The sequence below is a fragment of the Streptomyces sp. AK010 genome, from assembly GCF_014207295.1.
GTDB lineage: Bacteria > Actinomycetota > Actinomycetes > Streptomycetales > Streptomycetaceae > Streptomyces > Streptomyces massasporeus.
On sequence record NZ_JACHCX010000018.1, the window covers coordinates 69911 to 90962 of the forward strand.

Sequence of the window (21052 nt, forward strand, 5' to 3'; positions counted from 1 at the left end):
CCTACTTCCGCATGACGGCCGGTTCGTGCCGGCGCAGCATGCGGGACACCAGGAACCCGAAGAGCACCGACAGCACGACCAGCATCCCCACGTCCAGCAGCCATGTGCCCGCCGAGTGCTCGAACAGCGGGTCCTTCGTCAGGTCGTCGGGCACGATCCGGCCCAGTCCGACGGTGCCGGCCATCGCGGCCAGCGCCCAGCGCGCCGGCACCAGCCAGCCCAGCTGCTCGAGTCCGGGGGTGTCGGCCAGCTTCAGCAACGCCCCGCAGAACACGACCTGGACGATGGCGATGAGCACGAGCAGCGGCATCGTCACCTCTTCCTTGCGCACCAGCGCGGAGACGAGCAGGCCGAGCATCATCGCCGTGAACGCGAGCAGGGCGACGGCGACCGTGATCTCCACCAGCGGCGGCATCAGCACGCCTTCGCCGCCCGGTGCGTTGAGATCCACGCCGAACAGGGCGACCAGGGTCAGCACCACCGCCTGGAGCACGGTGATGACGCCCAGGACGATGACCTTGGACATCAGATACGCGGATCTGGACAGGCCCACCGCCCGTTCTCGCTGGTAGATCACGCGTTCCTTGACGAGTTCACGGACGGCGTTGGCGGCGCCGGTGAGCACCGCGCCGACGCACAGGATGAGCAGCGCGTTCATCGCCGTGTCCTGCGTCAGCTTGCCGCCCGCCAGGGCGCGGGCCATCGCACCCATCACGAACGGCAGGGCGATCATGATGATCAGGAAGGTGCGGTCGGCGCTGAGCGCGGCCGCGTACCGGCGCACCAGCGTGCCGAGTTGGGCACCCCTGCTGCGTGGCCGGGGCGGGGCGGTGATGACGACGGGCTCGGACCGGGGCTGCCGGGGCTGCGCGGAGGCGTCGGTCACGTACCGGCCGTGGAAGGGCGAGGCGAGGTACTCCCCCGCCCAGTCCCGGTCCGTGTCCCGGTCGAAGGCCTCGAAGGCCTCCGGCCACTCCTCGAAGCCGAAGAACGCCAGGGCTTCCTCGGGGGGCCCGTAGTAGGCGATCTTCCCGCCGGGCGCGAGCACGAGGAGCCGGTCGCACACGTCGAGGCTGAGCACGCTGTGGGTGACGACGATGACGGTCCGGCCGTCGTCGGCGAGGCCGCGCAGCATGTGCATCACCGAGCGGTCCATGCCGGGGTCGAGGCCGGAGGTCGGCTCGTCGAGGAACAGCAGCGACGGTTTCGTCAGCAGCTCCAGGGCCACGCTGACCCGCTTGCGCTGGCCGCCGGACAGGCTGTGCACGTGCTGGTCCGCGCGCTGTTCCAGGCCCAGTTCGCGGATGACCTCGTCGACCCTGGCGCGCCGCTCGGCCTTGGCCGTGTCCTGCGGGAAGCGCAGTTCGGCGGCGTAGGAGAGGGCTTTGCGGACGGTCAGCTGCGCGTGCAGGATGTCGTCCTGCGGGACCAGTCCGATGCGCTGGCGCAGCTCGGCGTAGTCGCGGTAGAGGTCACGGCCGTCGTAGAGGACGGTGCCGTGGCCCGCGGGCCGCTGGCCGGTGAGGGCGTTGAGGAGCGTGGACTTGCCGGCGCCGCTCGGGCCGACGACGGCGAGCAGGCACTTCTCCCCCACCGGGAACGACACGTGGTCGAGGAGCGTCTTGCGGCCGCGGTCGACGGAGACGGTGAGGTCCTGTACGTCGAGGGAGACCTCACCGGTGTCGACGTACTCCTGGAGTTGGTCGCCGACGAGGCAGAACGCCGAGTGGCCGATGCCGACGATGTCGCCCTGGCCGACCGGGGCGCTGGTGACGGAGCTGCCGTTGAGGTAGGTGCCGTTGTGGCTGCCCAGGTCGACGATCTCGTAGGTTCCGTCGGCCAGGGCGCGCAGTTCGGCGTGCCGCCGGGAGACCTGGAGGTCGTCGATGACCAGGTCGTTGTCGGTGGCGCGGCCGATGCGGACGGTGCGGGAGGGCAGCGGCCGTACGGTCGTGGGCTGCCGGTAGGTGCCGGTGTGGGCCGGCATGGAGACGGCGGAGGGGCGTTCGGGGGCGCGGGCGCGGGGTGCGGGGCGGCCGGTGAGGGTCATGCGCGGCCCGTCGGCCGGGTTGCCGAAGCGGATGACGCTGCCGGGTCCGATGTCCCACTCGTGGATGCGCCGGCCGTCGGCGTAGGTGCCGTTGGTGCTGTCCTCGTCCTCGATGATCCAGTGACCGTCCTCGGGTTTCAGCACCGCGTGGTGCCAGGAGACCCGGTCGTCGTCGATGACGATCTCGCACGTCGGGTCGCGCCCCACGTGGTAGTCGCGGCCCGGAGTCATCACGGTGGTGCCCGTCTCTGTCTCCAGCACGAGCTCTGGTGCTACCGAGGGTTGCGCCATGGTCAGGATTCTACCGATGTGCCCTGTTGTGCGCCTGGGCGAGGGAGCGGGTCGAGCGGTCAGCGGGCCCGCGGGTCAGCCGACGGTGATGCCGACGAAGGGAGCGGCGCGCTGCATCCGCAGGGCGTCCACGGACTCGGCGAGCAGTTCGTATTCGGTGGTGTCGTCACTGGTGGCGATGCGTACCAGGCGTCCGGCCGCCAACTCCTCGGCGACCCGCTCCTGCTGGGCGGGATCGGCGCACCAGGCGCGCAGCAGCCCGGGCACGTCGGGCGCGGTGTGGGCGACCGGCACGAGCGCGCCCGGCGGTAAGTGCTCGGCGTCGGGCTGGGGATCGAGACGCTGGGCGATCCAGGAGGCACGGTCGCGTAACCACCAGAGGGCGAGGGCGAGGGTGGGCGCCCGGTAGGTTCCGAGGGGCACTCCGATACGGCGGCCGTCGCAGACTCCGTACGCCGTGACGTGGCACAGAAACTCGTCGTGCACGTGACCCTCCCCCGTTGCCCTGCCCGCCTGCCGGCCCGGCCTCGCTTCTGCTGCGGCTCGCGTGCTGTGCGTGAGGGCGCCGTCGCTCGATGTGAAAAGCGCTCTCGCAGGTCAGTATGTTCACTACTGAATCACTGTCACCACGACTTTCCGGCCACTCTCCTGGCATATTCACACCCCGAGTTGGCCGAAATCCGGCGAGGGGTCGCAACGGCCCATGACTTGGGACGCAATCGACGCTCCCGGCGGGTGCGGGCAAGGTGGTCACACCGGGTTCACCGCGAGGGGAGTCCAGGCCCTGACCAGCAGGTATGACTCCCTGGAGGCTGATCGCCCATGTCCGCAACCGCCCGCCGTCACGAGGACGCAGTCGCCCGCTACTTCGAGGCCTGGAACGCCGAGGACCCGGCGGCACGCGCCGAAGCGGTCGCCGCCGCCTGGACCGAGGACGGCGGATACACCGACCCTCTGGCCGACGCCCGCGGTCACGAGGGGATTGGGCGACACGGTGACCGTGCACATCGAGGAGCGGATCGGCTCGTGTGCCGATCCGCCCGTGGCCCGGGTGCGTCAGCCCGGGGGCGAACCCCCTGCGGGCGGACCCCGCTACTGCTTGACGATGGCGTCGATGCGGGCCAGCTCGTCCGCGTCGAAGTCCAGGTTCTGGATGGCGCCGACGCTGTCCTCGATCTGCCGCGCGCTGCTCGCGCCGACCAGCGCCGAGGTGACCCGGCCACCGCGCAGCACCCACGCCAGTGCCATCTGGGCGAGGGTCTGGCCGCGGGACTTCGCGATGCCGTTCAGGTCGCGCAGCCGGCCCACCAGGTCCTCGGTGAGCGCGTCGGAGTTCAGGAAGGGGCTGTCGCTCGCGGCCCGGGAGCCCTCGGGGATGCCGTCGAGGTAGCGGGCCGAGAGCACTCCCTGCTCCAGCGGGGAGAAGACGATGGAGCCGACCTGGAGCTCGTCGAGCGCGTCGAGCAGGCCCTCGTCCTCGGGACGGCGGTCCAGCATCGAGTAGCGCGGCTGGTGGATGAGGAGCGGGGTGCCCAGCTCGCCCAGGATGCGGGCCGCCTCGCGGGTCTGCTCCGCGGAGTAGTTCGAGACGCCGACGTAGAGCGCCTTGCCCTGCTGCACCGCCGAGTGCAGGGCCCCCATCGTCTCCTCGAGCGGGGTGTCCGGGTCGGGGCGGTGCGAGTAGAAGATGTCGACGTGGTCCAGGCCCATCCGCTTCAGGCTCTGGTCCAGCGAGGACAGCACGTACTTGCGGGAGCCCCACTCACCGTACGGGCCGGGCCACATCAGGTAGCCGGCCTTGGTGGAGATCACCAGCTCGTCGCGGTACGGCGCGAAGTCCGCCTTCAGGAACTCGCCGAGCGCGGACTCGGCGGCGCCGGGCGGCGGGCCGTAGTTGTTGGCCAGGTCGAAGTGGGTGACACCGAGGTCGAAGGCGCGGCGCAGGATGGCGCGCTGCGTCTCGACAGACCGGTCCGGGCCGAAGTTGTGCCACAGGCCGAGCGAGAGCGCGGGGAGCTTCAGGCCGCTGCGTCCGGTGCGCCGGTAGGGCATGTCCGCGTAGCGGTCGGGGTGTGCGGTGTACAACGCGACTCCAGAGGGGTTGGCACGGCCGGGATGAAACCGGTCTCCACTCTGGCGTGACCTGCGCCCATGCGTCCAACAGAAGAATCCGATGGAATTCAGCGGCTACGCTTCTCAGTCATGGAACTGCGCCACTTGCAGCACTTCGTCGCGGTCGCCGAGGACCAGCACTTCACCCGGGCGGCGGAACGCCTCCTGGTGTCCCAGTCGGGCCTGTCGGCGTCCATCCGGGCGCTGGAGCGGGAGCTGCAGACGCCGCTGTTCGTGCGCACGACCCGCCGGGTGACGCTCACCCCGGCCGGGCGGGCGCTGCTGGGCGAGGCGGAGCGGATCCTGGCGCAGGTCCGCTCGGCCCACGAGGCGGTGGCCGCGGTGCAAGGTGTGCTGCGGGGGATGCTCGCGCTCGGGTCCGAGCAGTGCATCGCCGGGGTGCACGTGGCGGGGCTGCTGGCGGCGTTCCGGCGGCGCCACCCGGACGTGGAGATCTGTCTGCGCCAGGCGGGCTCGGGGGCCCTGGCGGAGGAGGTCGCGGCCGGGCGCCTGGACCTGGCGTTCGCCGTGCGCACGGCCCAGGAGGACACCGACCAGCTGCGGGCGGTGCCGCTGACGAGCGAGCCGATGATCGTGCTGTGCCATCCGAGTCACCGGCTCGCGGCGGCCGGGGTGGCGGTGACGCCGGAGGATCTCGGCGGTGAGGTCTTCGTCGACTTCCATCCGGACTGGGGGCCGCGGCGCACCACCGACGCGGCGTTCGCGGCGGCGGGCGTCCGCCGGAGCGTCGCCCTGGAGGTCAACGACGTGCACAGCCTTCTCGACCTCGTGGACGAGGATCTCGGCATCGCCGTCGTGCCGCGTCACTTCCGGCACAAGCGTGCCTCGCTGACCGCCCTGCCGGTGAAGGGGGCCGGAGACGCCGTGTACGAGACGGTGGCGCTGCTGCCGCCCGCGCAGGCGACCAGTCCGGCGGCCCGGGCGCTGATGGGCCTGCTGGAAACAGGGGGTCCGGCACCACCCCAGGAGGGTGTCCACCCCTCCTGACCCGGTCCGCCGCGCACAGCGGACTCGTGACCGTTCCCGCAGGCAACGACGGTCAGGAGCAACCGCAGGCAACGACGGTCAGGAGCAGTGCAGATGACGGATCCCACACGGCGGAGCGTGCCGCGCGGCGCGGCCGCGGTCACGGCGGCCGGCGCGCTCGTCGGCACCGGCGCCGCAGCCGCTCCGGCCCTGGCGGCGCCCACCGGTGGCGGACGCGCCGATCCTTGTCGCCGGCAACGGCTCGGGCAGCCCCCACACGACGGGCCCCCCGGCTCGACCGCTGCACGATCGACCTGCGGCGCAGGCAGGTGCGGACCAGGAACCTCGACGACCGCCCCCAGGAGTTCCCGCGGGTCAACGAGGCGCTGGTGTCCCGCAGACACCGGTACGGCTACTCGACCGCGGCCTCGGAGATGTCGCGCGCCTGCCAGGCGGTCGACGGCACCCCGCCCCGACGGGGCCTTCGCCAACGCGCTCATCATCAAGCACGACCTGCTGCGCGGGACCTCGCAGGTGCACCGGGTGCCCGTGGGCGCGGCGGCGAGCGAGGCCGTGTCCGTGCCGTCCGACCCGTGCGACGGCCGGGCGGCGGCGGACGACGGGATATGCGATCGCGTACGTGCACAACCGTGACCGCGGGGCGTCGGACCTGGTGATCCTCGCGGCCCAGGACTTCACCGGGGAGCCGATGGCCCGGATCCACTTCCCGGGCCGGGTGCCGCCGGGCCTCCACGGGAGCTGGGTTCCCGACGCGTGATCCCCGGTGATGCGCGATGGTGGATCCATGCATGCGAAGGACATCCTCATCGACGGTTTCAGCCGCATCCGCGAAGAAGTCCACGCCACCGTGGAGGGTCTCGGGTCCGACGAGCTGAGCGCCCGCCCCTCTCCCGAGGCCAACTCGATCGTCTGGCTGGTCTGGCACCTCACCCGCGTCCAGGACGACCACATGGCCGACGCCTTCGGCCTGGAACAGGTGTGGCTGTCCCAGGACTGGGAGAAGCGCTTCGGGCTGGACCTGCCGCGCCGCGACACGGGCTACGGTCACAGCCCCGCCAAGGTCGCCCGGGTCCGGGTCGACTCGGGCGAGCTGCTGACCGGCTACTACGACGCGGTGCACGAGCAGAGCCTGGACGCCCTGCGGGGCCTCGCCGCCAAGGACCTGGAACGTGTCGTCGACGAGCGCTGGGACCCACCGGTCACCCTGGGCGTCCGGCTGGTCAGCGTCCTGTCCGACGATCTCCAGCACATCGGACAGGCCGCCTACCTGCGGGGGTTGCTTCAGAGCGCGGCGGCGTAACCGGGCAGCACCACGTCACGGATGAGGGCGTTGCGCTCGTCGAACGGGATGAACGCGCTCTTCAGGGCGTTGACGGTGACCGTGCGCAGGTCCTCGACGGTCCAGCCCGCCTGCTCGACCAGCAGGGACATCTCACGGGTCATCGTGGTGCCCGAGACCAGCCGGTTGTCGGTGTTGAGGGTGACGCGGAAGCCGAGGTCCTTGAGCGCGGTGATCGGGTGCTCGGCGATGGAGGTGGCGGCGCCCGTCTGGAGGTTGGACGTCGGGCACATCTCCAGCGCGATGCGCCGGTCGCGCACCCAGCCCGCGAGCCGGCCGAGCTTGCCGGACGCAAGGTCCGGGATGTCGTCGGTGATGCGCACGCCGTGCCCGATGCGCTGGGCGCCGCACACCTGGAGGGCCTGGTGGATGCTGGGCAGGCCGTGCGCCTCCCCGGCGTGGATGGTGAAGGGCACGTTCTCGCGGCGCAGGTGCTCGAAGGCCGCGAGGTGGTCGGCGGGCGGGAAGCCGTCCTCGGCACCGGCGATGTCGAAGCCGACGACACCGGCGTCACGGAACGCCACGGCCAGGTCGGCCGCCTCGCGCACCCGGTCGAACATCCTCATCCCGCACAGCAGGGTGCCGACCCGCACGGGCGTGCCCGCGGCGGCGGCCTTCGCCATGCCCGCCGCGAGGCCCTCCTGGACCGTCTCCACGACCTCGGCCATGGTCAGCTCGCCGTTGGTGTTCAGCTCGGGGGCGTAGCGCACCTCGCCGTACACGACACCGTCGGCGGCCAGGTCGAGCACGTACTCCTCGGCCGTGCGCAGCAGGCCCTCACGGGTCTGCATCACGGCGAGAGTGTGCTCGAAGGTGGCTATGTAGCGCACCAGGTCACCGGAGTTGGCGGCCTCGTAGTACCAGGCGGCGAGCTCGCCCGGGTCGGTGGTGGGCAGGGTGTGACCGACCGTCTCCGCCAGCTCCACCACGGTGGCGGGGCGCAGGCCGCCGTCGAGGTGGTCGTGCAGCACGGCCTTGGGGAGGAGGCGGATCAGGTCGGTGTCTACGCGCGTAGCAGTCATGGCGGGGCTTTCCTCGGGCGGGTCGTTCGAAGCGGTGGGGCGGGGTCAGCCGGCGGGCTGGAGCAGGTCCCAGCGGTTGCCGTACAGGTCCTGGAAGACGGCGACGGTGCCGTACGGCTCGTGCCGCGGGTCCTCCAGGAAGGTCACGCCCGCGGCGGTCATGCGGGCGTGGTCGCGGGCGAAGTCGTCGGTGTGCAGGAAGAAGCCGACGCGGCCGCCCGTCTGGTCCCCGACCCGGGCGGCCTGGGCCTCTCCCCTGGCACGGGCCAGCAGCAGACCGGTGCCGGTTCCCGGGGCGCCCGGTTCGACGACGACCCAGCGGGATCCGTCGGGCCGGGGCGCGTCCTCGGCGAGCCGGAACCCGAGGGCGTCGGTGTAGAAGCGGATCGCCTCGTCGTAGTCGTCGACGACGAGGGTGACCAGGGCGATACGTCTCATCGAGGCCTCTCGGAGCGGGCGGTTGACCGGAGAGGTTATACGTAAAACTCCGGGGATGCCAACTACTTGGCCGACGTCCGGGACCGCGACTGTAACTACTAGTATGTACACTCACGGTCATCGACCTCCGGAGGCCCCATGCCCTTCGTCCGCATCGACACGCTCCGGGCCGGTCCCGAGCGCCTCGCCGCCCTCGGCCGGGCCGTGCACGACGCCTTGACGGAGACCATCGGCATTCCGCCGACGACCGGCTCCAGGTGCTGACGGACCACGACGGCACGAGCGGCACCCTGCACCACGACGACTACCTCGGCGTGCACCGCGACGACGGCATCGCCTACGTCGCGATCACACTGCGGTCCGGCCGCACGCCCGCGCAGAAGCAGGCGCTCCACCAGAGGATCGCCGAGCTGGCCCACGCGTACGCGGGCACGGAGCCGCGGAACGTGTTCGTCGTCCTGACGGAGAACGAGTCGGCGGACTGGTCGCCCGGAGAGGGGGTGGCGCCGTACCTCGACCAGAGGTACTAGGTCGTGTCCGGCCCGTCGTTCGCGCGGCGGCAGGCGGGACTTTGCGGACACGGCCCAGCTGGGAGCATCCTGAAGATCTTGGAATTGCGTCCGGCTTGCACCGGTTCGTGGTGATTGATGTTTACTGGCAATCCGGGGCGACCCCGGCGGCCGGAGCAAGATCTTCATCGGTCTTCTAGTCTAGTGCCGCGGCAGGCAACGTTTGCCCGTCAAGGAGCGGCGTCCGGTGCGTGCTCTCGGCGTGCCGGGTGCATGCCCTCGTACTGGATGTACTTGGGTTTGTGCCCGGTGCGGCGAGAGTGCGTGCCGGGCGTCGCGACGGGGCGAACGTTGCCTGCCGCGGCACTAGGCCCCGGGCCTAGGGCTGCGGCCGGAGGCGCCCCGCCCCCTCCGGCCGCTAGCGTCCCCTCCATGGAGATCACTGAGCCGCCCCGCAGCCCCGAGCAGCGCAAGGCGGACCTGCTGGGCCGGCTGGAGCGGGAGATGGACATCCGGGTCGCGACGGCGGATGCCGAAGGGACGCCGTGTCTGGTCCCGCTGTGGTTCGTGTGGCACGACGAGGCGGTGTGGCTGTGCACCCGGCTGACCAATCCCACCGGCCGCAATCTGCGGGACGGCGGGCGGGCCCGGCTGGCCTTGGGCGACACCCGGGACGTCGTGCTCGTCGACGGTGAGGTGCGGACCCACCCGATGCGGGAGGTTCCGTCCGCGGCGGCCGAGGCGTTCCGTGTGAAGACCGGCTGGGATCCGCGCGAGGACCACGCGTCGTACGCGTTCTTCCAGGTGCGGCCGCGCGCGGTGCAGGCGTGGTGCGAAGTGCGGGAACTGCCCCGCAGGCATCTCATGCGGGAGGGTGTCTGGGCCGTGTAGACGCCGTCAGCAGGCCTTGTGGTGCGCCCTGCCGAGCCGGTCCAGCTCCTCGCCCGCGAGGCGGATCGCGCCCGCCGCCACGTTCTCCGTGAGATGGTCGGGGTTTCCGGTGCCGGGAATGGCCAGCACGTGAGGACCTTGGTGCAGGGTCCAGGTGATGCGGATCTGGGCGGGGCTCGCGCCACGGGCCCGGGCCACGGCGCGCACGTCCTCGTCGTGGGCCGTGGTGGCGCCCTGCTCGGCGGCCTCGCCCGCGACGGCGTAGAACGGCACGAAGGCGATGCCCTGCTCGCCGCAGACGCGGAGAAGTTCGTCGCTGCCGGGGTCGGGGCGGTCGAGGGCGTACCGGTTCTGGACGCAGACCACGGGGGCGATGGCCTGTGCCTCGGCGAGATGGCGGGGTGTGACGTTGGAGATGCCGAGGTGGCGGATCAGGCCCGCTTCGCGCAGCTCCGCGAGGGCGCCGAAGTGCTCGGCGATGGAGTCGTACTTCGGCATCCGGCGCAGGTTGACCACGTCCAGGTGGTCGCGGCCGAGCTGACGCAGGTTCTCCTCGACGTGGCCGCGCAGGTCCTCGGGGCGGGCCGAGGTGCCCCACTCCCCGTCGTAGGCACGGTACGGGCCCACCTTGGTGACGATGACCAGGTCGTCGGGGTAGGGCGCGAGGGCGCTGTTGATGAGTTCGTTGGCGGAGCGCAGTGACGAGAAGTAGAAGGCCGCCGTGTCGATGTGGTTGACACCGAGGTCGATCGCCTTGCGCAGGACGGCGATCGACCGGTCGCGGTCGCTCGGTGTGCCGTGGTGGAAGGCGGCGCTGCCCGTCAGCCGCATCGCGCCGAAGCCGAGGCGGTGGACGGGCAGCTCGCCACCGAGTTTCCAGGTGCCCGCGGCGTCCGCGGTGATCGTCTGTGAGCTCATCGGCGGAGTCTCACACACGGCGCGCGGGCCGGCGAAGCCGGTTTACGGATACGTGTACGCGTTGAGGGTGGTGACGGCGGAGGCCGGGTTGCCGCGGTCGTAGTGGTCCACGGCGAGGAAGTTGGGCTTCTTGCGGGCGGCCGGCTGGCAGAACCTCTGGGCGCGGTCGGCGAGTTTGGTGTTGTCCGTGCCTGCCGTGCCGGTGAGCGGGACGTCACGGAAGTGGTTCATGACGAACAGCGGGCGGAATCCCGGTTCGGTGCGGGTCAGCGGGATGTTGATGTCGGCCCCGTACCAGCGGCTGTAGCAGGACCAGTCGGAGGTGCCGAGGCCCGAGCCCATCGACCAGTGGTTCTCGACGGTCCACTCGGGCTGGTACATGACCCCGAAGCTGTCCCGGGTCAGGCCCGCGGCCTGGTCGGCGGAGCGGCTGTGGTCGGTGAAGATCAGCAGCCGGTCGCCGGCGGTGGCCAGATCCGACATCGTCGGCCAGCCGTTGTGCCGCACGCCGGTGAGATCGGGCCGGTAGAGCACGTCCGACAGGCCGTTGACACGGGCGAGTTCGGCGCGCAGGACGCCCGGATCGACGTAGTCCTCCAGGAAGACGGTGACGAACTGGTCGGGGTGGGCCTTCAGGAAGTCGACCATGCGCTGGAGGTCGACCCACAGGGCGACGGGCCTGCTGACGAGGGTGCAGCTGTTGTGGCAGAGGATCGCGCCGTCGGGGGTCTGGTGGATGTCCAGCATGAATCCCCGGACCCCGTCGGCGAGTTGGCGTTCGATGCCGCGGGTCTGGTTGGGCACGAGGTTGACGAAGGGCGGGGCGAAGCCGCCGTCGACGCCGTTGGCGTACGCGTTGTGCGTGGTGAGGAACGTGACCTGGTCCAGGGTGCGCCGGTCCTGCGGCGGCATGGGTCGGGTGGCGGGCGTGACCGGGGTGAGGTACCAGGCCGCGAGGTCGCCGGATCCGCCGAGGACGAGCCGGGCGGGGTAGGTGGCGCCGGGCGGCTTGGGCGCGACCGTGAGGTGGCGGGTGGTTCCCGGGACCTTGAGTGTGTAGCGGTCGGCTCCGATCGAGTCGATCTCCCACCCGGCGTCGGCACTCGCGCAGGCGACGGTCGCGGCCTGGTCGCCACCGCGGCCGAGGCAGCTGCCGGGCGCGACGGTGTTCTCCAGGAGGTAGGAGGACCCGCTCGGCTTCAACTGCCACTGCTGGCGGTCCTCGTTGCCGCGGGGTCTGTGCTGCTCGACCGCGCCACCGTTGTCGGCCGCGTTGAGCCCGGTCGTGGCGCTCTGGACGTAGTACGGGCCCGGAGCCGGAACGGCGGCGGCGGGCTGGGGGGCGACGACCGCGGCGGCCAGTGCCGCGGCCGTGGCGAGCAGGGCGTGGGGGGTGCGTAGGCGCATGAGGGATGCCCTTCGGTCAACCGTCAGGTTCATGACATCCCGCATGACACCACGCCGCACGGTCCCGCGTCAGCAGTACAGGTTGCCTCCGGGGGACGTCCCGAGGATCTGTGCGAACCGCTGGTAGTTGTTCACACGGCTCTGCACCTGCGCCGGGTTCTTGCCGTCGCACTCCAGGGAGCCGTTGATGCTGCGGATCGTCTGACCGAACCCGGCGCCGTTCACCATGGCGTTGTGCGGGGTCATGCTGCCGGGGCCGGTCTGGGTGTTCCAGTACCACAGGGCCGTCTTCCAGGCGACGGCCGAGTCGTTCTGCACCAGCCAGGGGTTGTTCAGCAGGTCGATGCCGAGCGCGTCGCCCGCGGCCTTGTAGTTGAAGTTCCAGCTCAGCTGGATCGGACCGCGCCCGTAGTAGGCGGACTGCCCGGCCGGACAGCCGTAGGGCTGCCCCCAGTCGCAGTAGTGCGGATAGTTGGCGGTGTTCTGCTCCACCACGTACACCAGGCCGCCGGTCTCGTGGCTGACGTTGGCCAGGAAGGCGGCGGCCTCCTGCTTCTTCACCGTGTCGCTGCCGGTGTTGGCGAAGCCGGGGTAGGCGCTCAGGGCCGCGGTGAGACCGCTGTAGCTGTAGAACGAATTCCGGTTCGGGAACATCTGGTTGAACTGCGCCTCGCTCACGACGAAGCGCGCGTTGGGCGTGCCCGGACCGCTGTCGCAGGCGTACGGCTCCCAGTACCAGGTGCTGATGACCGGGTCGTAGCCCGGGTTGGCGTGCTCGGCGATGTACGCCTTGCCGTCGGTGTAGCGGACGATGTCGCCGGCGGCGTACGACTTCCCGGCCGTCCAGTTCGGGTAGCTGGAGCAGGCGGCGGCCGAGGCGTTCAAGGCGGGCAGGAGCACCGGCGCGGTGCCGGCGAGGGCGAGGGTGGCCAGGACTGCGGAGATACGGCGTCTCGACACGGGTTCAACTCCTTCGCGGAGCACGGCCGCACCCCGACGAGGGCAGGGCGGAGCGGGCCCTCGACCGCACGCACCGGGGGTCCGGTCACGGCGTGGGGGCGGCCGTGGTGGGGGGCTGTGGAACCACACTCAACCGCGTTGGTCTGTACCAGTCAAGGGTGTAGACCAGTCAGGTATAGACCTGTTGGCGTCCGTGTTGGTTGACGGCCCGTCATTCCCCGATCGGCTCGGCGCGGTCGGCGACCCGTCCGTGCCCTCCGGCGTCTTGCAGCGCTCAGACGTGCGCCGGGTCCTCCAGCGTCGCCGCCAGCCGGTCCAGCAGGGACCGCAGCAGGTCGTCCTCACCTTCGCCGAGCGAGGGCCGGGCGGCGCGGACCGCCTGGTCGACGCGCTGCCAGTACTCATGGCCGCGCGGGGTGAGATGGGCGAGGATGCGGCGGCGGTCGAACGGATCGACCCTGCGGTGCACGAGGTTCTGGTCGACGAGCTGGTCGACCAGCTTGGTCAGCGTCGGAGGCGGCAGGAAGGCGGCCTCCGCGAGCCCGGTCATGTGGTGCCCCTCGCCGTCCGACAGCGAGGCCAGCACCCGCCACGCGTCCAGCGAGCAGCCCTCCCCCTCCAGCACGCCCTGCAACCGGCGCGCCGCGAGTCGTTCGGCCCGCGTCAGCAGCTGCACGAGGTCGTCTGGCCGACGCGGCGGGGTGGTGCTGGGCATCCCTGCTCTCCTAGGTGCCGAGGGGTGTCCATCGTAGGAGACGCACTGGAGTTCGTCCCCCGGAGCCGGAATCATGACGCCATGTTCCGGTGCGACCTTCCCGGGCCCGAGTGGTTCACGGCCGACGACTCCGTGTTCGGCGTGGCCCTCGTCTTTCCCCTGCAGGGGCCGGCCGGGATCTTCGGGCCCACGTGTGAGCTGTGTGCGCGGCTGGCCGCCGAAGAGGTCAACCGGGACGGCGGCGTGCTCGGCAGGCAGCTCCGGCTGGTGCCCGTCGACGGCTCGGGCGCGCCGCACGACATCGCCGACGAGGTCGAGGCGCTGGTGGATCTGGGTGCCGTGCAGGGCGTCACGGGCTGGCACATCTCGTCCGTGCGGCGGGCGCTCGCACCACGGATCGCGCACCGCGTCCCCTACGTGTACACCGCGCTGTACGAGGGCGGGGAGGACACGGCGGGGGTGTTCCTGACCAGCGAGACCCCGCGCAACCAGCTCCGGCCGGCGATGGATCTGCTGGCACACGAGCGCGGGGTGCGGCGCTGGTTCGTGGTGGGCAACGACTACGTGTGGCCGCGGCACACGGCCCGCTCGGCCCGCGGCTACGCCCGGGACCGCGGCGGGTGCGTCGCCGGTGAGGCGTATCTGCCGCTCGGCACCCACGACTTCGAGCCGGTGCTGCGCCGCGTCGAGCGCTCGGACGCCGACGCGGTGCTGATGCTGCTCGTCGGCAGCGACGCGGTGCGCTTCAACCGGGCGTTCGCGGCGTACGGCCTGCACGAGCGCTGTCTGCGGCTGAGCACGCTGATGGATGAGAACATGCTGGTGGCGAGCGGCCCGGAGGCCACCGAGGACCTCTACAGCACGGCCGGGTTCTTCGCCTCGCTGGCCAATCGCGACACCCTCGACTTCCATGGCCAGTACGCCGCCCGCTACGGCGTCCAGGCACCCGCGCTCGGCAGCCTCGGCGAGTCCTGCTACGAGGGTGTGCTGCTGCTGGCCGCACTGCTGAAGGGGGCCGGCACGCTGGACGTCTCGGCGATCGGCGCGGCCGCCGGGGCGGGGGCGGTGTCGTACGAGGGGCCGCGCGGGCTGCTGCACCTGCGCGACGCCCATGTGCGCCAGCGGATCTACCTGGCTCGGGCGGACGGGCTCGACTTCGACGTGCTCACGGAACTGGAAGCGCGCCCCTAGGTGCCGGGCCGGCCGACGACACGCCCCCGGATCAGCGCCCCGCCCGGCTCGGCCGCGAGAATTCCTCCCATGACCACCACACCCCATCCCCTCGTCACCGGCGCACAGCGGCTGGCGCACGATCTCCTCGTCCCGCAGGCCGAGCTCGTCGACCAGGAGTCAGTGCCCGCGAGCCATGTCGAGGCGGTGAAGCGGGCAGGGCTGCTGGGGGTGGTCGCGCCGCGGGAGTACGGCGGGGCGGACGCGCCCGTCGCCGTGGCGCGGGAGACCGCGGAGATCCTGGCCGGGGCGTGCTGCTCCACATGGTTCGTGCAGACACAGCACCACACACCGGTGAAGCTGCTCACCACCTACGACTCCCCCGTCCGGGAGAAGCTGCTGCGCCCGTTGGCGACGGGCGAGCTGATGGCCGGCATCGCGTTCGCCCACGTCCGTGCCTTCCCCCGGGTGCCCGTGCGGGCCGTCGCCGAGAGGGGCGGCTGGCGGTTCGAGGGCCGGGTGCCCTGGTACACCGGCTGGGGGTTGAACGACGTGATGCTGCTGGCCGGGGTGACGGACTCGGCCGAGGTGGTGTTCGTGTTCGCCGAGGCCCGCGCGCAGCCGGGGCTGACGCCGTCGGCGCCGATGCGGCTCGCGGCCCTCACCGCCGCGCGTACGGTGTCCCTGGAACTGGACGGCCTGTGGGTTCCGGACGAGTCCGTGGTGCTGCGCACCTCGCAGGAGGAATTCGCCCTGGTCGACCTCCCCCGGGCCGCCAACGCCAGTCCAGCCGTGTTCGGGGTGGCGGACGCGGCGCTGGACCTGGTGGCGCAGGCCCCGGAGGGCCGGGAGACGGCCCGGTCGCTGCGGGCCCGGCTCGACGAGGTACGGCAGGAGGCCTACGCCCTGGCCGACCGGCCCGCCCCGCAGGACTCCGTGCCGGAACGGCTGGCCGTGAAGACACGGGCGTACGAGCTCCTGCGCGCGGCCACGACCGCGGCGATCGTGGCCGGGGGCGGCCGCTCCATGGCCCTGGACAACCGGGCGCAACGGCTGGCGCGCGAGGGGATGTTCCTGCTGGTGCAGGGCCAGACGGCCGAGGCACGCCGGACGCACCTCGGCTCGCTGGCGTCGGACCAGCCGAGGCGGGGCGCGGCCCGCGCCCGTTCCGTCCGGGACGGGACCTTCCCGCAGAACTCGGCTTCGAGGACGTCGACATAGAGCGAGGAGTCCGGAAGCCAGTCGCCGTTGATGTTGAAGGTGAGCTGGTGTTCGCCGTCCCGGGTGCCGACCATCGCGGACAGGGAGCCGTTGGTGCGGCCGCTCTTGCCGACGACCGTCACACCGCACGGCAACCGCGCGAACTCGACTCCGAGTCCGTGTCCGATGCCGTGCCCGGCCGGGACCTCGTCGAACATCTCCTTCGTCTGCCGCGGGGGCAGCAGGTCGCCCTTGACCAGGGCCCGTTGGAGGCGGTTGAGGTCGCCGCCGCCGGTGGAGATGACGTCACCGGCCGCGCCCAGCCAGGTCATGTTCTGTTCGGTGGCGTCGTGGATCTCGGTGTCGGGTGATCTCCTGCGCGTGGGAGCGTCCCGTCACCTGGGGTGTCAGCCCGCCACGGCCGGCAGCGGGATGCGGCCGAGCGCCGCGGAGAACTGGTCGACCACCTGGCTCAGCGCCTCGGTGGCGGCCGGCGCGACGGTCAGGCAACCGTCGTCCTGCACGGTGACGTCCTTGTCGAGGGTGAACCAGCCCTGGACGATGTGGGCCGCGCCCATGGAGTTGAGCACCGGGCGCAGGGCGTAGTCGATGGCCAGCACATGGGCGACGCTGCCGCCGGTGGCGAGCGGCAGGACGGTCTTGCCGGTCAGGGCGTACTGCGGGAGCAGGTCCAGCAGGGCCTTCAGGACACCGGAGTGGGACGCCTTGTAGACGGGTGTGCCGACGACGACGCCGTCGGCCCGCGCGAACAGTTCGGTGGCCTCGACGATCGCGGGATGGCGGAAGTCGGCGCCGAGCAGGGCCTCGGCGGGGATGGTGCGAACGTCGAGCGGGATCACGTCATGTCCCTGGGCCGCCAGCCGCTTGTCCAGGTGGCGCAGCAGTCGGCTGGTGCGGGAGGAGGCGGACGGGCTGCCGGAGACGGACAGGACGGTGGCCATGGGCGCTCTTTTCCGGGATGAGGCGCGTCTGCGCGGGCATCGCCGAATTCGGGGGCACGCAGGTGAAAGGGCATGCCGAAGCGCCGAATTCAGGCGTGAGGGGAATTCACCGCACAGCGCATCCCGTCGGCACGGCAATGGCCGACGGACGGCGGAAACGGCGGTGTGAGGAAGCGGCGAGCCGAAGGACTCAGGCTGCGGCGCGACAGGAAGCGCTGGAGACGCGTGCGAGGTCGACGTGGCGTCGCCGCGTGAGGTCCAGTCGCATGGTCATGCCATGGATCGTGACAGTGGATGTCGAGGGCCGTCAAGGAATCCGCGGCTCATCTCGTATCCCGGACCGGCCATTTCACGAAAGGCGGCCCGGAATGGCTTGCGTGCGCCCCCGGTTCGGCCGGCTCGGTTCGGCACGGCCCGAGGGCTGGCACGGTCCGAGGGCGGGCACGGTCCGAGGGCGCGGATCTCTGTGCGGTGCGGGCGGGCGCCGCCTCAGTCGCCGTCCGCCGGAACGACCACGAGGAAGGCGTCCGACTCCAGGTCCATCACGACGGTGGCGGGTTCACCCTCGGCTCGGCGGCGTGCCGCGTACTCCTCCGCGGGCCACGATCCGCGCGGAGACCCCGCCGGGAACCGCTCCAACACCTTCGCACTGATGGCCGCAGTCACGTCCGCTGCCCTCCCCTGTCCCGCGCCGCCCGCCGGGGCGACGCCGATCGGTCGCTGTCGTACACCTGCGGATGCCCCCGATCTGCCCGGACATGTACTGCCGGGTAGATCCCGGTAACCTCCGCAGACCTCTACACATAAAGGGAAGATAAGCGCAGAATGATGCTTACGCGGCGTTTACCGCATACCCCACCAGACGCGGTCGCCCTGCACCATGAAGGAGACGAATCATGGCCAACGTCTCGCCCACCAGAGGGGATATCACCAGCCACCCGGATGCCTCCGAGATGCGGGACCGGTACGCCCGCGTGCTCGGCGGCCGCGATGTGGCGCTCGTGGACGGACCGGTGTTCCTGCTCGGTCTGTACTGCGCCGCCTCCCCGTGGATCGTCCACTACACGACCAGCCAGCCGGCCCTCGTGACCCACAACCTGATCATGGGCATCGCGATCGGCCTGCTGGCGCTCGGGTTCACTCGCGCTCCGGAGCGTATGTACGGCCTGAGCTGGGCCATGTGCGCGCTCGGGGTGTGGATGATCATCTCACCGTGGGTCGTCGGCGAAAACCCGGACGCCGGTGTCGTGTGGAACAACATCATCATCGGTGCACTGGCCGTGGTCCTCGGGCTGGTGTGCGCCGGAACGGCGGCGAAGGCCTCGCCCAGGCCGTAGCGCCCGCCGGATGGGAGCCGAAGGCCGGTCCGCGTCCCGGACCGGCCCGTTCAGGTCGGGCACGCCGATCGGCCCCTGACACGTCCGCCGCGCCTGCTCGCCCACACACGACGCGACCGCGGGCCCCGTGACGGGCCGCCGGCCGCGCGGGGCTCACATGCGGCTCGCCGACCGCATCGCGGCGAGCCCCTCGCCGCTCGACGCGTGAAGCGGTCGCCAGCCGAGTTCGCTCTCCGCCATGGCGGTGGACACGCGGAGCCGGGACGCCATCACGGTGTGCGCGTACGACATGGGCGTCATCAGCCACAGCGGCACGGTCATCGGCTTGGGCAGCCCGAAGGTCCGGGCCACGGCCTCGACGTGGGAGCGGAACCCCATCGGGGTGTCGTCCGCGATGTTGTAGGCCTGCCCCGGCCGGCCGCGCTCCACGGCGGCGACCACCGCGCGGGCGGCGTCGGTGAGCTCCACCCACGGCAGCACGCGGTCCCGGTCGCCGGGCACGGGGAGTTGCCGCTTGCGCAGCAGGGGCAACAAGGCGTCGGTGCCGCCGGGGCCGTAGAAGCAGCCGAAGCGGAGCGCGATGCCCTCCAGCCCCTCCGCGCCGAACGCGAGCCGCTCCTTGGTCCGCATCCCCGCGAGGTGCCGTTCCAGCCGTGGTGTGCGGCCGGGCGGCCCGAAGGGGGCGTCCTCGGTGAGCGGGCGGTCGCCGTGGTCGCCGTAGCCGTATCCGAAGACCATCGACTCCACGACGAAGCGGCGGGCACCGCAGGCGCGGGCGGCCTCCACCAGGTGGGCGGTGCCCTCGATGCGCAGCGCGTCGGTGGCGTACATGTCGCTGTCGCGCATGGGTGGCTTGCGCAGGGCGGTCGCGGCGTGGATCACGGTGTCGAAGCGGTGACCGTCGACCGCGCGCAGCAGCGCATCGCGGTCCATGAGGTCGGCTCGGATCCCGTTCCCCCCGCTCCGGCCGAGGCCGGTGACCTTGTGGCCCGCGTCGGTCAGGGCATGGACGATGTGCCTGCCGAGGACGCCGCTCGCGCCGGCGAGGAGGATGCTCTGGCTCTCGTGGTTCGTCGTCATGACGATGCGACGGATCGGGTGGGCGCGGATGTGACATCACCACCGCACAGAGGTGAGCTCCGCGTCCTCAGCTCGGCCGGGCCGCGTACTCGTACGGCGTCGTGGTCGTCAGCGTCAGGAAGCCGAGCCGTTCCAGGACCGGCCGGCTCTGGCTGGAGGCGTCGACCTGGAGGTAGCGGTAGCCGCGGGTCGCCGCGGCGTGAGCTCGGTGGGCCACCAGGGTGCGGTAGATGCCGCGACCGCGCCAGCCGGGGACGGTGCCGCCTCCCCACAGACCGGCGAAGGGCGTGCCCGGCACGAGCTCCATGCGCGCCGCGCTCACCGGCTCGTCGCCGGCCATCGCCACGACGGCGACCACGCTGTCCGGGTCGGAGAGCCGGGCGAGGAGCTGGTGGCGCAGCCAGGAGCTGTCGGCGCCGAACGCCTTCTCGTGCACGTCGGCCACGAGATCGACGCCCGCCGGGTCGGTGACCTGCACGACGCGCACGCCCTCGGGCGGTGCGGCGTCTCCTGCCAGACCGGCGGCCTCGCCGATCATCAGCGTCTCCTCGGGCCCGGGGCTGAACCCGGCCGCGCGCAGCCGCCGCCCGAGGTCCACCGGCCGGTCGTGCCCGTACAGCTTCCACTCGAAGTCGAGGCCGCGCCCGGTGTAGTGGCCGATCTGCCCGGCGATCGCCGCGTCCGCTCCGGCCTCGTCCAGGGCGGACCACAGCACGCCGTTCCAACCCGGCGCCGGGGTGACCTGGCGGACGACGCCGCCGGTCCGCTCGACACGGGCGTCGGGACCGTCCGGCCGCGCTCCCTCGCGCAGGTCGCGGTCGAACAGGGCGAGCAGCTCGGCATGATCCATGGGCAGACCTCAGCAGCCGCCCGCCCGTACGGCAAGGGGTTTTCCGGCCCGGCGGCCCTCCCCCGGCCCGCAGCCCCGTTCCTTTGCCCGGGTGTCTCGGCACCATAGGCTCCTGGTGATCATGTCGTCACGGGAAAGGCCGGCCCCCTGGTCGTGAAGGACACGGAACTGCCGCATCTGCGCCGCTGCGTGGAACTCGCCGCCGAGGCCCTGGAGTCCGGGGACGAGCCGTTCGGGTCGGTCCTGGTGGGCGGGGACGGCACCGTCCTCGCAGAGAACCACAACCGCGTGACCTCGGGCGACCGCACCCGGCACCCCGAGTTCGAGCTGGCGCGCTGATCCGCGGCGCACCTCACGCCCGGGGAGCGGGCGGCCGCCACGGTCCACACCTGCGGCGAGCACTGCCCGATGTGTGCGGCCGCGCACGCCTGGGTCGGCCTCGGCCGCCTCGTCTACGTCGCCTCGTCCGAGCAACTCGGCTCGTGGCTGTCCGAGTTGGGGGTCCCCGCCCCGCCGGCGCGGACACTCCCCGTACATGAGGTCGCACCCGGGGTGATCGTGGACGGTCCGGTGCCCGAACTGACCGAGCAGATCAGCAGGTTGTACGTCAGGTTCCACCGCGGTCGCGGCTGAGACGCCTGTCGGGAGGGGTGGTTCCGCGCTGACGGGCACACGCCCGAGATGCAGGGCCGCTCGGACGAACCTACGATCGATTCCAATCGGACCAGGTGTAAGACCAGGCGTACGCCCCGGTCCCCCCCGACGGGGGGAGGCACATGCCCTCGCTGCCGGC

The 21052-nt window shown here is 71.7% G+C and carries 22 protein-coding genes and 4 pseudogenes; 11 read left to right on the forward strand and 15 right to left on the reverse strand.

Annotated elements, in window-relative coordinates:
• Window position 1: 1 nt before the first annotated feature.
• Window positions 2-2341, reverse strand: coding sequence for an FHA domain-containing protein (locus tag HDC93_RS29070; RefSeq protein ID WP_185013818.1), 2340 nt, complete (start codon window positions 2339-2341; stop codon window positions 2-4).
• 75 nt (window positions 2342-2416) lie between these two features.
• Window positions 2417-2827 carry a hypothetical protein gene (locus HDC93_RS29075; RefSeq protein WP_184907087.1) on the reverse strand — a complete coding sequence of 137 codons (411 nt, stop codon included), beginning with the start codon at window positions 2825-2827 and terminating at the stop codon, window positions 2417-2419.
• 336 nt (window positions 2828-3163) lie between these two features.
• Between HDC93_RS29075 and HDC93_RS38810 the strand changes: the two are divergent.
• Window positions 3164-3325 (forward strand): annotated as a pseudogene (locus tag HDC93_RS38810) (nuclear transport factor 2 family protein); the annotation flags it as partial.
• A gap of 108 nt (window positions 3326-3433) precedes the next feature.
• Here HDC93_RS38810 and mgrA read toward each other — a convergent pair.
• Window positions 3434-4426 carry an L-glyceraldehyde 3-phosphate reductase gene (gene mgrA / locus HDC93_RS29080; RefSeq protein ID WP_185013819.1) on the reverse strand — a complete coding sequence of 331 codons (993 nt, stop codon included), beginning with the start codon at window positions 4424-4426 and terminating at the stop codon, window positions 3434-3436.
• Between the two features lie 117 nt (window positions 4427-4543).
• Between mgrA and HDC93_RS29085 the strand changes: the two genes are divergently transcribed.
• The 4 genes from HDC93_RS29085 to HDC93_RS29095 all read left to right on the forward strand — a co-directional run bounded on the left by HDC93_RS29085 (window position 4544) and on the right by HDC93_RS29095 (window position 6761).
• Complete coding sequence (locus HDC93_RS29085) at window positions 4544-5461, forward strand: LysR substrate-binding domain-containing protein (protein ID WP_185013820.1); 918 nt, start codon at window positions 4544-4546, stop codon at window positions 5459-5461.
• Window positions 5462-5769: 308 nt separating this feature from the next.
• Window positions 5770-6117: a hypothetical protein gene (locus HDC93_RS39795; RefSeq protein WP_398986846.1), complete on the forward strand. Its 348-nt coding sequence runs from the start codon at window positions 5770-5772 to the stop codon at window positions 6115-6117.
• The gene (locus tag HDC93_RS39425) at window positions 6072-6218 is read left to right on the forward strand and encodes a carotenoid oxygenase family protein (protein ID WP_311774650.1); all 147 of its coding nucleotides are present in this window, start codon (window positions 6072-6074) and stop codon (window positions 6216-6218) included. The genes HDC93_RS39795 and HDC93_RS39425 overlap by 46 nt, the downstream gene beginning before the upstream one ends.
• Before the next feature lie 27 nt (window positions 6219-6245).
• Window positions 6246-6761 (forward strand): mycothiol transferase, encoded by a 516-nt coding sequence (locus tag HDC93_RS29095; RefSeq protein WP_185013821.1) that lies wholly within the window; start codon window positions 6246-6248, stop codon window positions 6759-6761.
• On the opposite strand, the gene HDC93_RS29100 is transcribed toward HDC93_RS29095, so the two are convergent.
• Both HDC93_RS29100 and HDC93_RS29105 read right to left on the reverse strand, forming a co-directional pair.
• Entirely contained in the window at window positions 6743-7822 is a 1080-nt protein-coding gene (locus HDC93_RS29100; RefSeq protein WP_185013822.1) for an adenosine deaminase, read from the reverse strand. The genes HDC93_RS29095 and HDC93_RS29100 overlap by 19 nt on opposite strands.
• Before the next feature lie 45 nt (window positions 7823-7867).
• The gene (locus tag HDC93_RS29105; protein WP_185013823.1) at window positions 7868-8260 is read right to left on the reverse strand and encodes a VOC family protein; all 393 of its coding nucleotides are present in this window, start codon (window positions 8258-8260) and stop codon (window positions 7868-7870) included.
• Window positions 8261-8398: 138 nt separating this feature from the next.
• Between HDC93_RS29105 and HDC93_RS29110 the strand changes: the two are divergent.
• Window positions 8399-8790 (forward strand): annotated as a pseudogene (locus tag HDC93_RS29110) (tautomerase family protein).
• Window positions 8791-9201: 411 nt separating this feature from the next.
• Window positions 9202-9660 (forward strand): pyridoxamine 5'-phosphate oxidase family protein, encoded by a 459-nt coding sequence (locus HDC93_RS29115; RefSeq protein WP_185013824.1) that lies wholly within the window; start codon window positions 9202-9204, stop codon window positions 9658-9660.
• Window positions 9661-9666: 6 nt separating this feature from the next.
• On the opposite strand, the gene HDC93_RS29120 is transcribed toward HDC93_RS29115, so the two are convergent.
• From HDC93_RS29120 to HDC93_RS29135, 4 genes are all read right to left on the reverse strand, one after another.
• Window positions 9667-10578: an oxidoreductase gene (locus HDC93_RS29120; RefSeq protein ID WP_185013825.1), complete on the reverse strand. Its 912-nt coding sequence runs from the start codon at window positions 10576-10578 to the stop codon at window positions 9667-9669.
• 42 nt (window positions 10579-10620) lie between these two features.
• Window positions 10621-11985, reverse strand: coding sequence for a PI-PLC domain-containing protein (locus HDC93_RS29125; RefSeq protein WP_185013826.1), 1365 nt, complete (start codon window positions 11983-11985; stop codon window positions 10621-10623).
• 69 nt (window positions 11986-12054) lie between these two features.
• On the reverse strand, window positions 12055-12945 hold the full coding sequence (locus tag HDC93_RS29130) for a glycoside hydrolase family 19 protein (protein ID WP_185013827.1): 891 nt from the start codon (window positions 12943-12945) through the stop codon (window positions 12055-12057).
• A gap of 274 nt (window positions 12946-13219) precedes the next feature.
• Window positions 13220-13660 (reverse strand): MarR family winged helix-turn-helix transcriptional regulator, encoded by a 441-nt coding sequence (locus HDC93_RS29135; RefSeq protein WP_185013828.1) that lies wholly within the window; start codon window positions 13658-13660, stop codon window positions 13220-13222.
• A gap of 81 nt (window positions 13661-13741) precedes the next feature.
• Between HDC93_RS29135 and HDC93_RS29140 the strand changes: the two genes are divergently transcribed.
• Together HDC93_RS29140 and HDC93_RS29145 are read left to right on the forward strand one after the other, a co-directional pair.
• Entirely contained in the window at window positions 13742-14851 is a 1110-nt protein-coding gene (locus HDC93_RS29140) for a substrate-binding domain-containing protein (protein ID WP_185013829.1), read from the forward strand.
• A gap of 69 nt (window positions 14852-14920) precedes the next feature.
• Window positions 14921-16051, forward strand: coding sequence for an acyl-CoA dehydrogenase family protein (locus HDC93_RS29145; protein ID WP_185013830.1), 1131 nt, complete (start codon window positions 14921-14923; stop codon window positions 16049-16051).
• On the opposite strand, the pseudogene HDC93_RS38815 reads toward HDC93_RS29145, so the two are convergent.
• From HDC93_RS38815 to HDC93_RS29160, 4 genes and pseudogenes are all read right to left on the reverse strand, one after another.
• Window positions 15979-16398: pseudogene (locus HDC93_RS38815) on the reverse strand (peptidase); the annotation flags it as partial. The gene HDC93_RS29145 and the pseudogene HDC93_RS38815 overlap by 73 nt on opposite strands.
• A 39-nt stretch (window positions 16399-16437) precedes the next feature.
• The gene (gene ssuE, locus HDC93_RS29155; protein ID WP_185013834.1) at window positions 16438-16992 is read right to left on the reverse strand and encodes an NADPH-dependent FMN reductase; all 555 of its coding nucleotides are present in this window, start codon (window positions 16990-16992) and stop codon (window positions 16438-16440) included.
• A gap of 190 nt (window positions 16993-17182) precedes the next feature.
• Window positions 17183-17266, reverse strand: coding sequence for a putative leader peptide (locus HDC93_RS39800; RefSeq protein WP_350710819.1), 84 nt, complete (start codon window positions 17264-17266; stop codon window positions 17183-17185).
• Between the two features lie 215 nt (window positions 17267-17481).
• Window positions 17482-17658: a hypothetical protein gene (locus HDC93_RS29160; protein WP_179878739.1), complete on the reverse strand. Its 177-nt coding sequence runs from the start codon at window positions 17656-17658 to the stop codon at window positions 17482-17484.
• A 230-nt stretch (window positions 17659-17888) separates the two neighbouring features.
• On the opposite strand from HDC93_RS29160, the gene HDC93_RS29165 reads away from it, so the two are divergent.
• Entirely contained in the window at window positions 17889-18329 is a 441-nt protein-coding gene (locus tag HDC93_RS29165) for an SPW repeat protein (protein ID WP_185013835.1), read from the forward strand.
• A 153-nt stretch (window positions 18330-18482) separates the two neighbouring features.
• Here the strand turns inward: HDC93_RS29165 and HDC93_RS29170 are convergent, their stop codons facing one another.
• A complete protein-coding gene (locus tag HDC93_RS29170; RefSeq protein WP_185013836.1) occupies window positions 18483-19409 on the reverse strand; it encodes an NAD(P)-dependent oxidoreductase in 927 nt (308 codons plus the stop codon).
• A 67-nt stretch (window positions 19410-19476) separates the two neighbouring features.
• Window positions 19477-20259 (reverse strand): GNAT family N-acetyltransferase, encoded by a 783-nt coding sequence (locus HDC93_RS29175; RefSeq protein ID WP_185013837.1) that lies wholly within the window; start codon window positions 20257-20259, stop codon window positions 19477-19479.
• A gap of 147 nt (window positions 20260-20406) precedes the next feature.
• On the opposite strand from HDC93_RS29175, the pseudogene HDC93_RS29180 reads away from it, so the two are divergent.
• Window positions 20407-20892: pseudogene (locus tag HDC93_RS29180) on the forward strand (nucleoside deaminase).
• Window positions 20893-21052 lie beyond the last annotated feature (160 nt).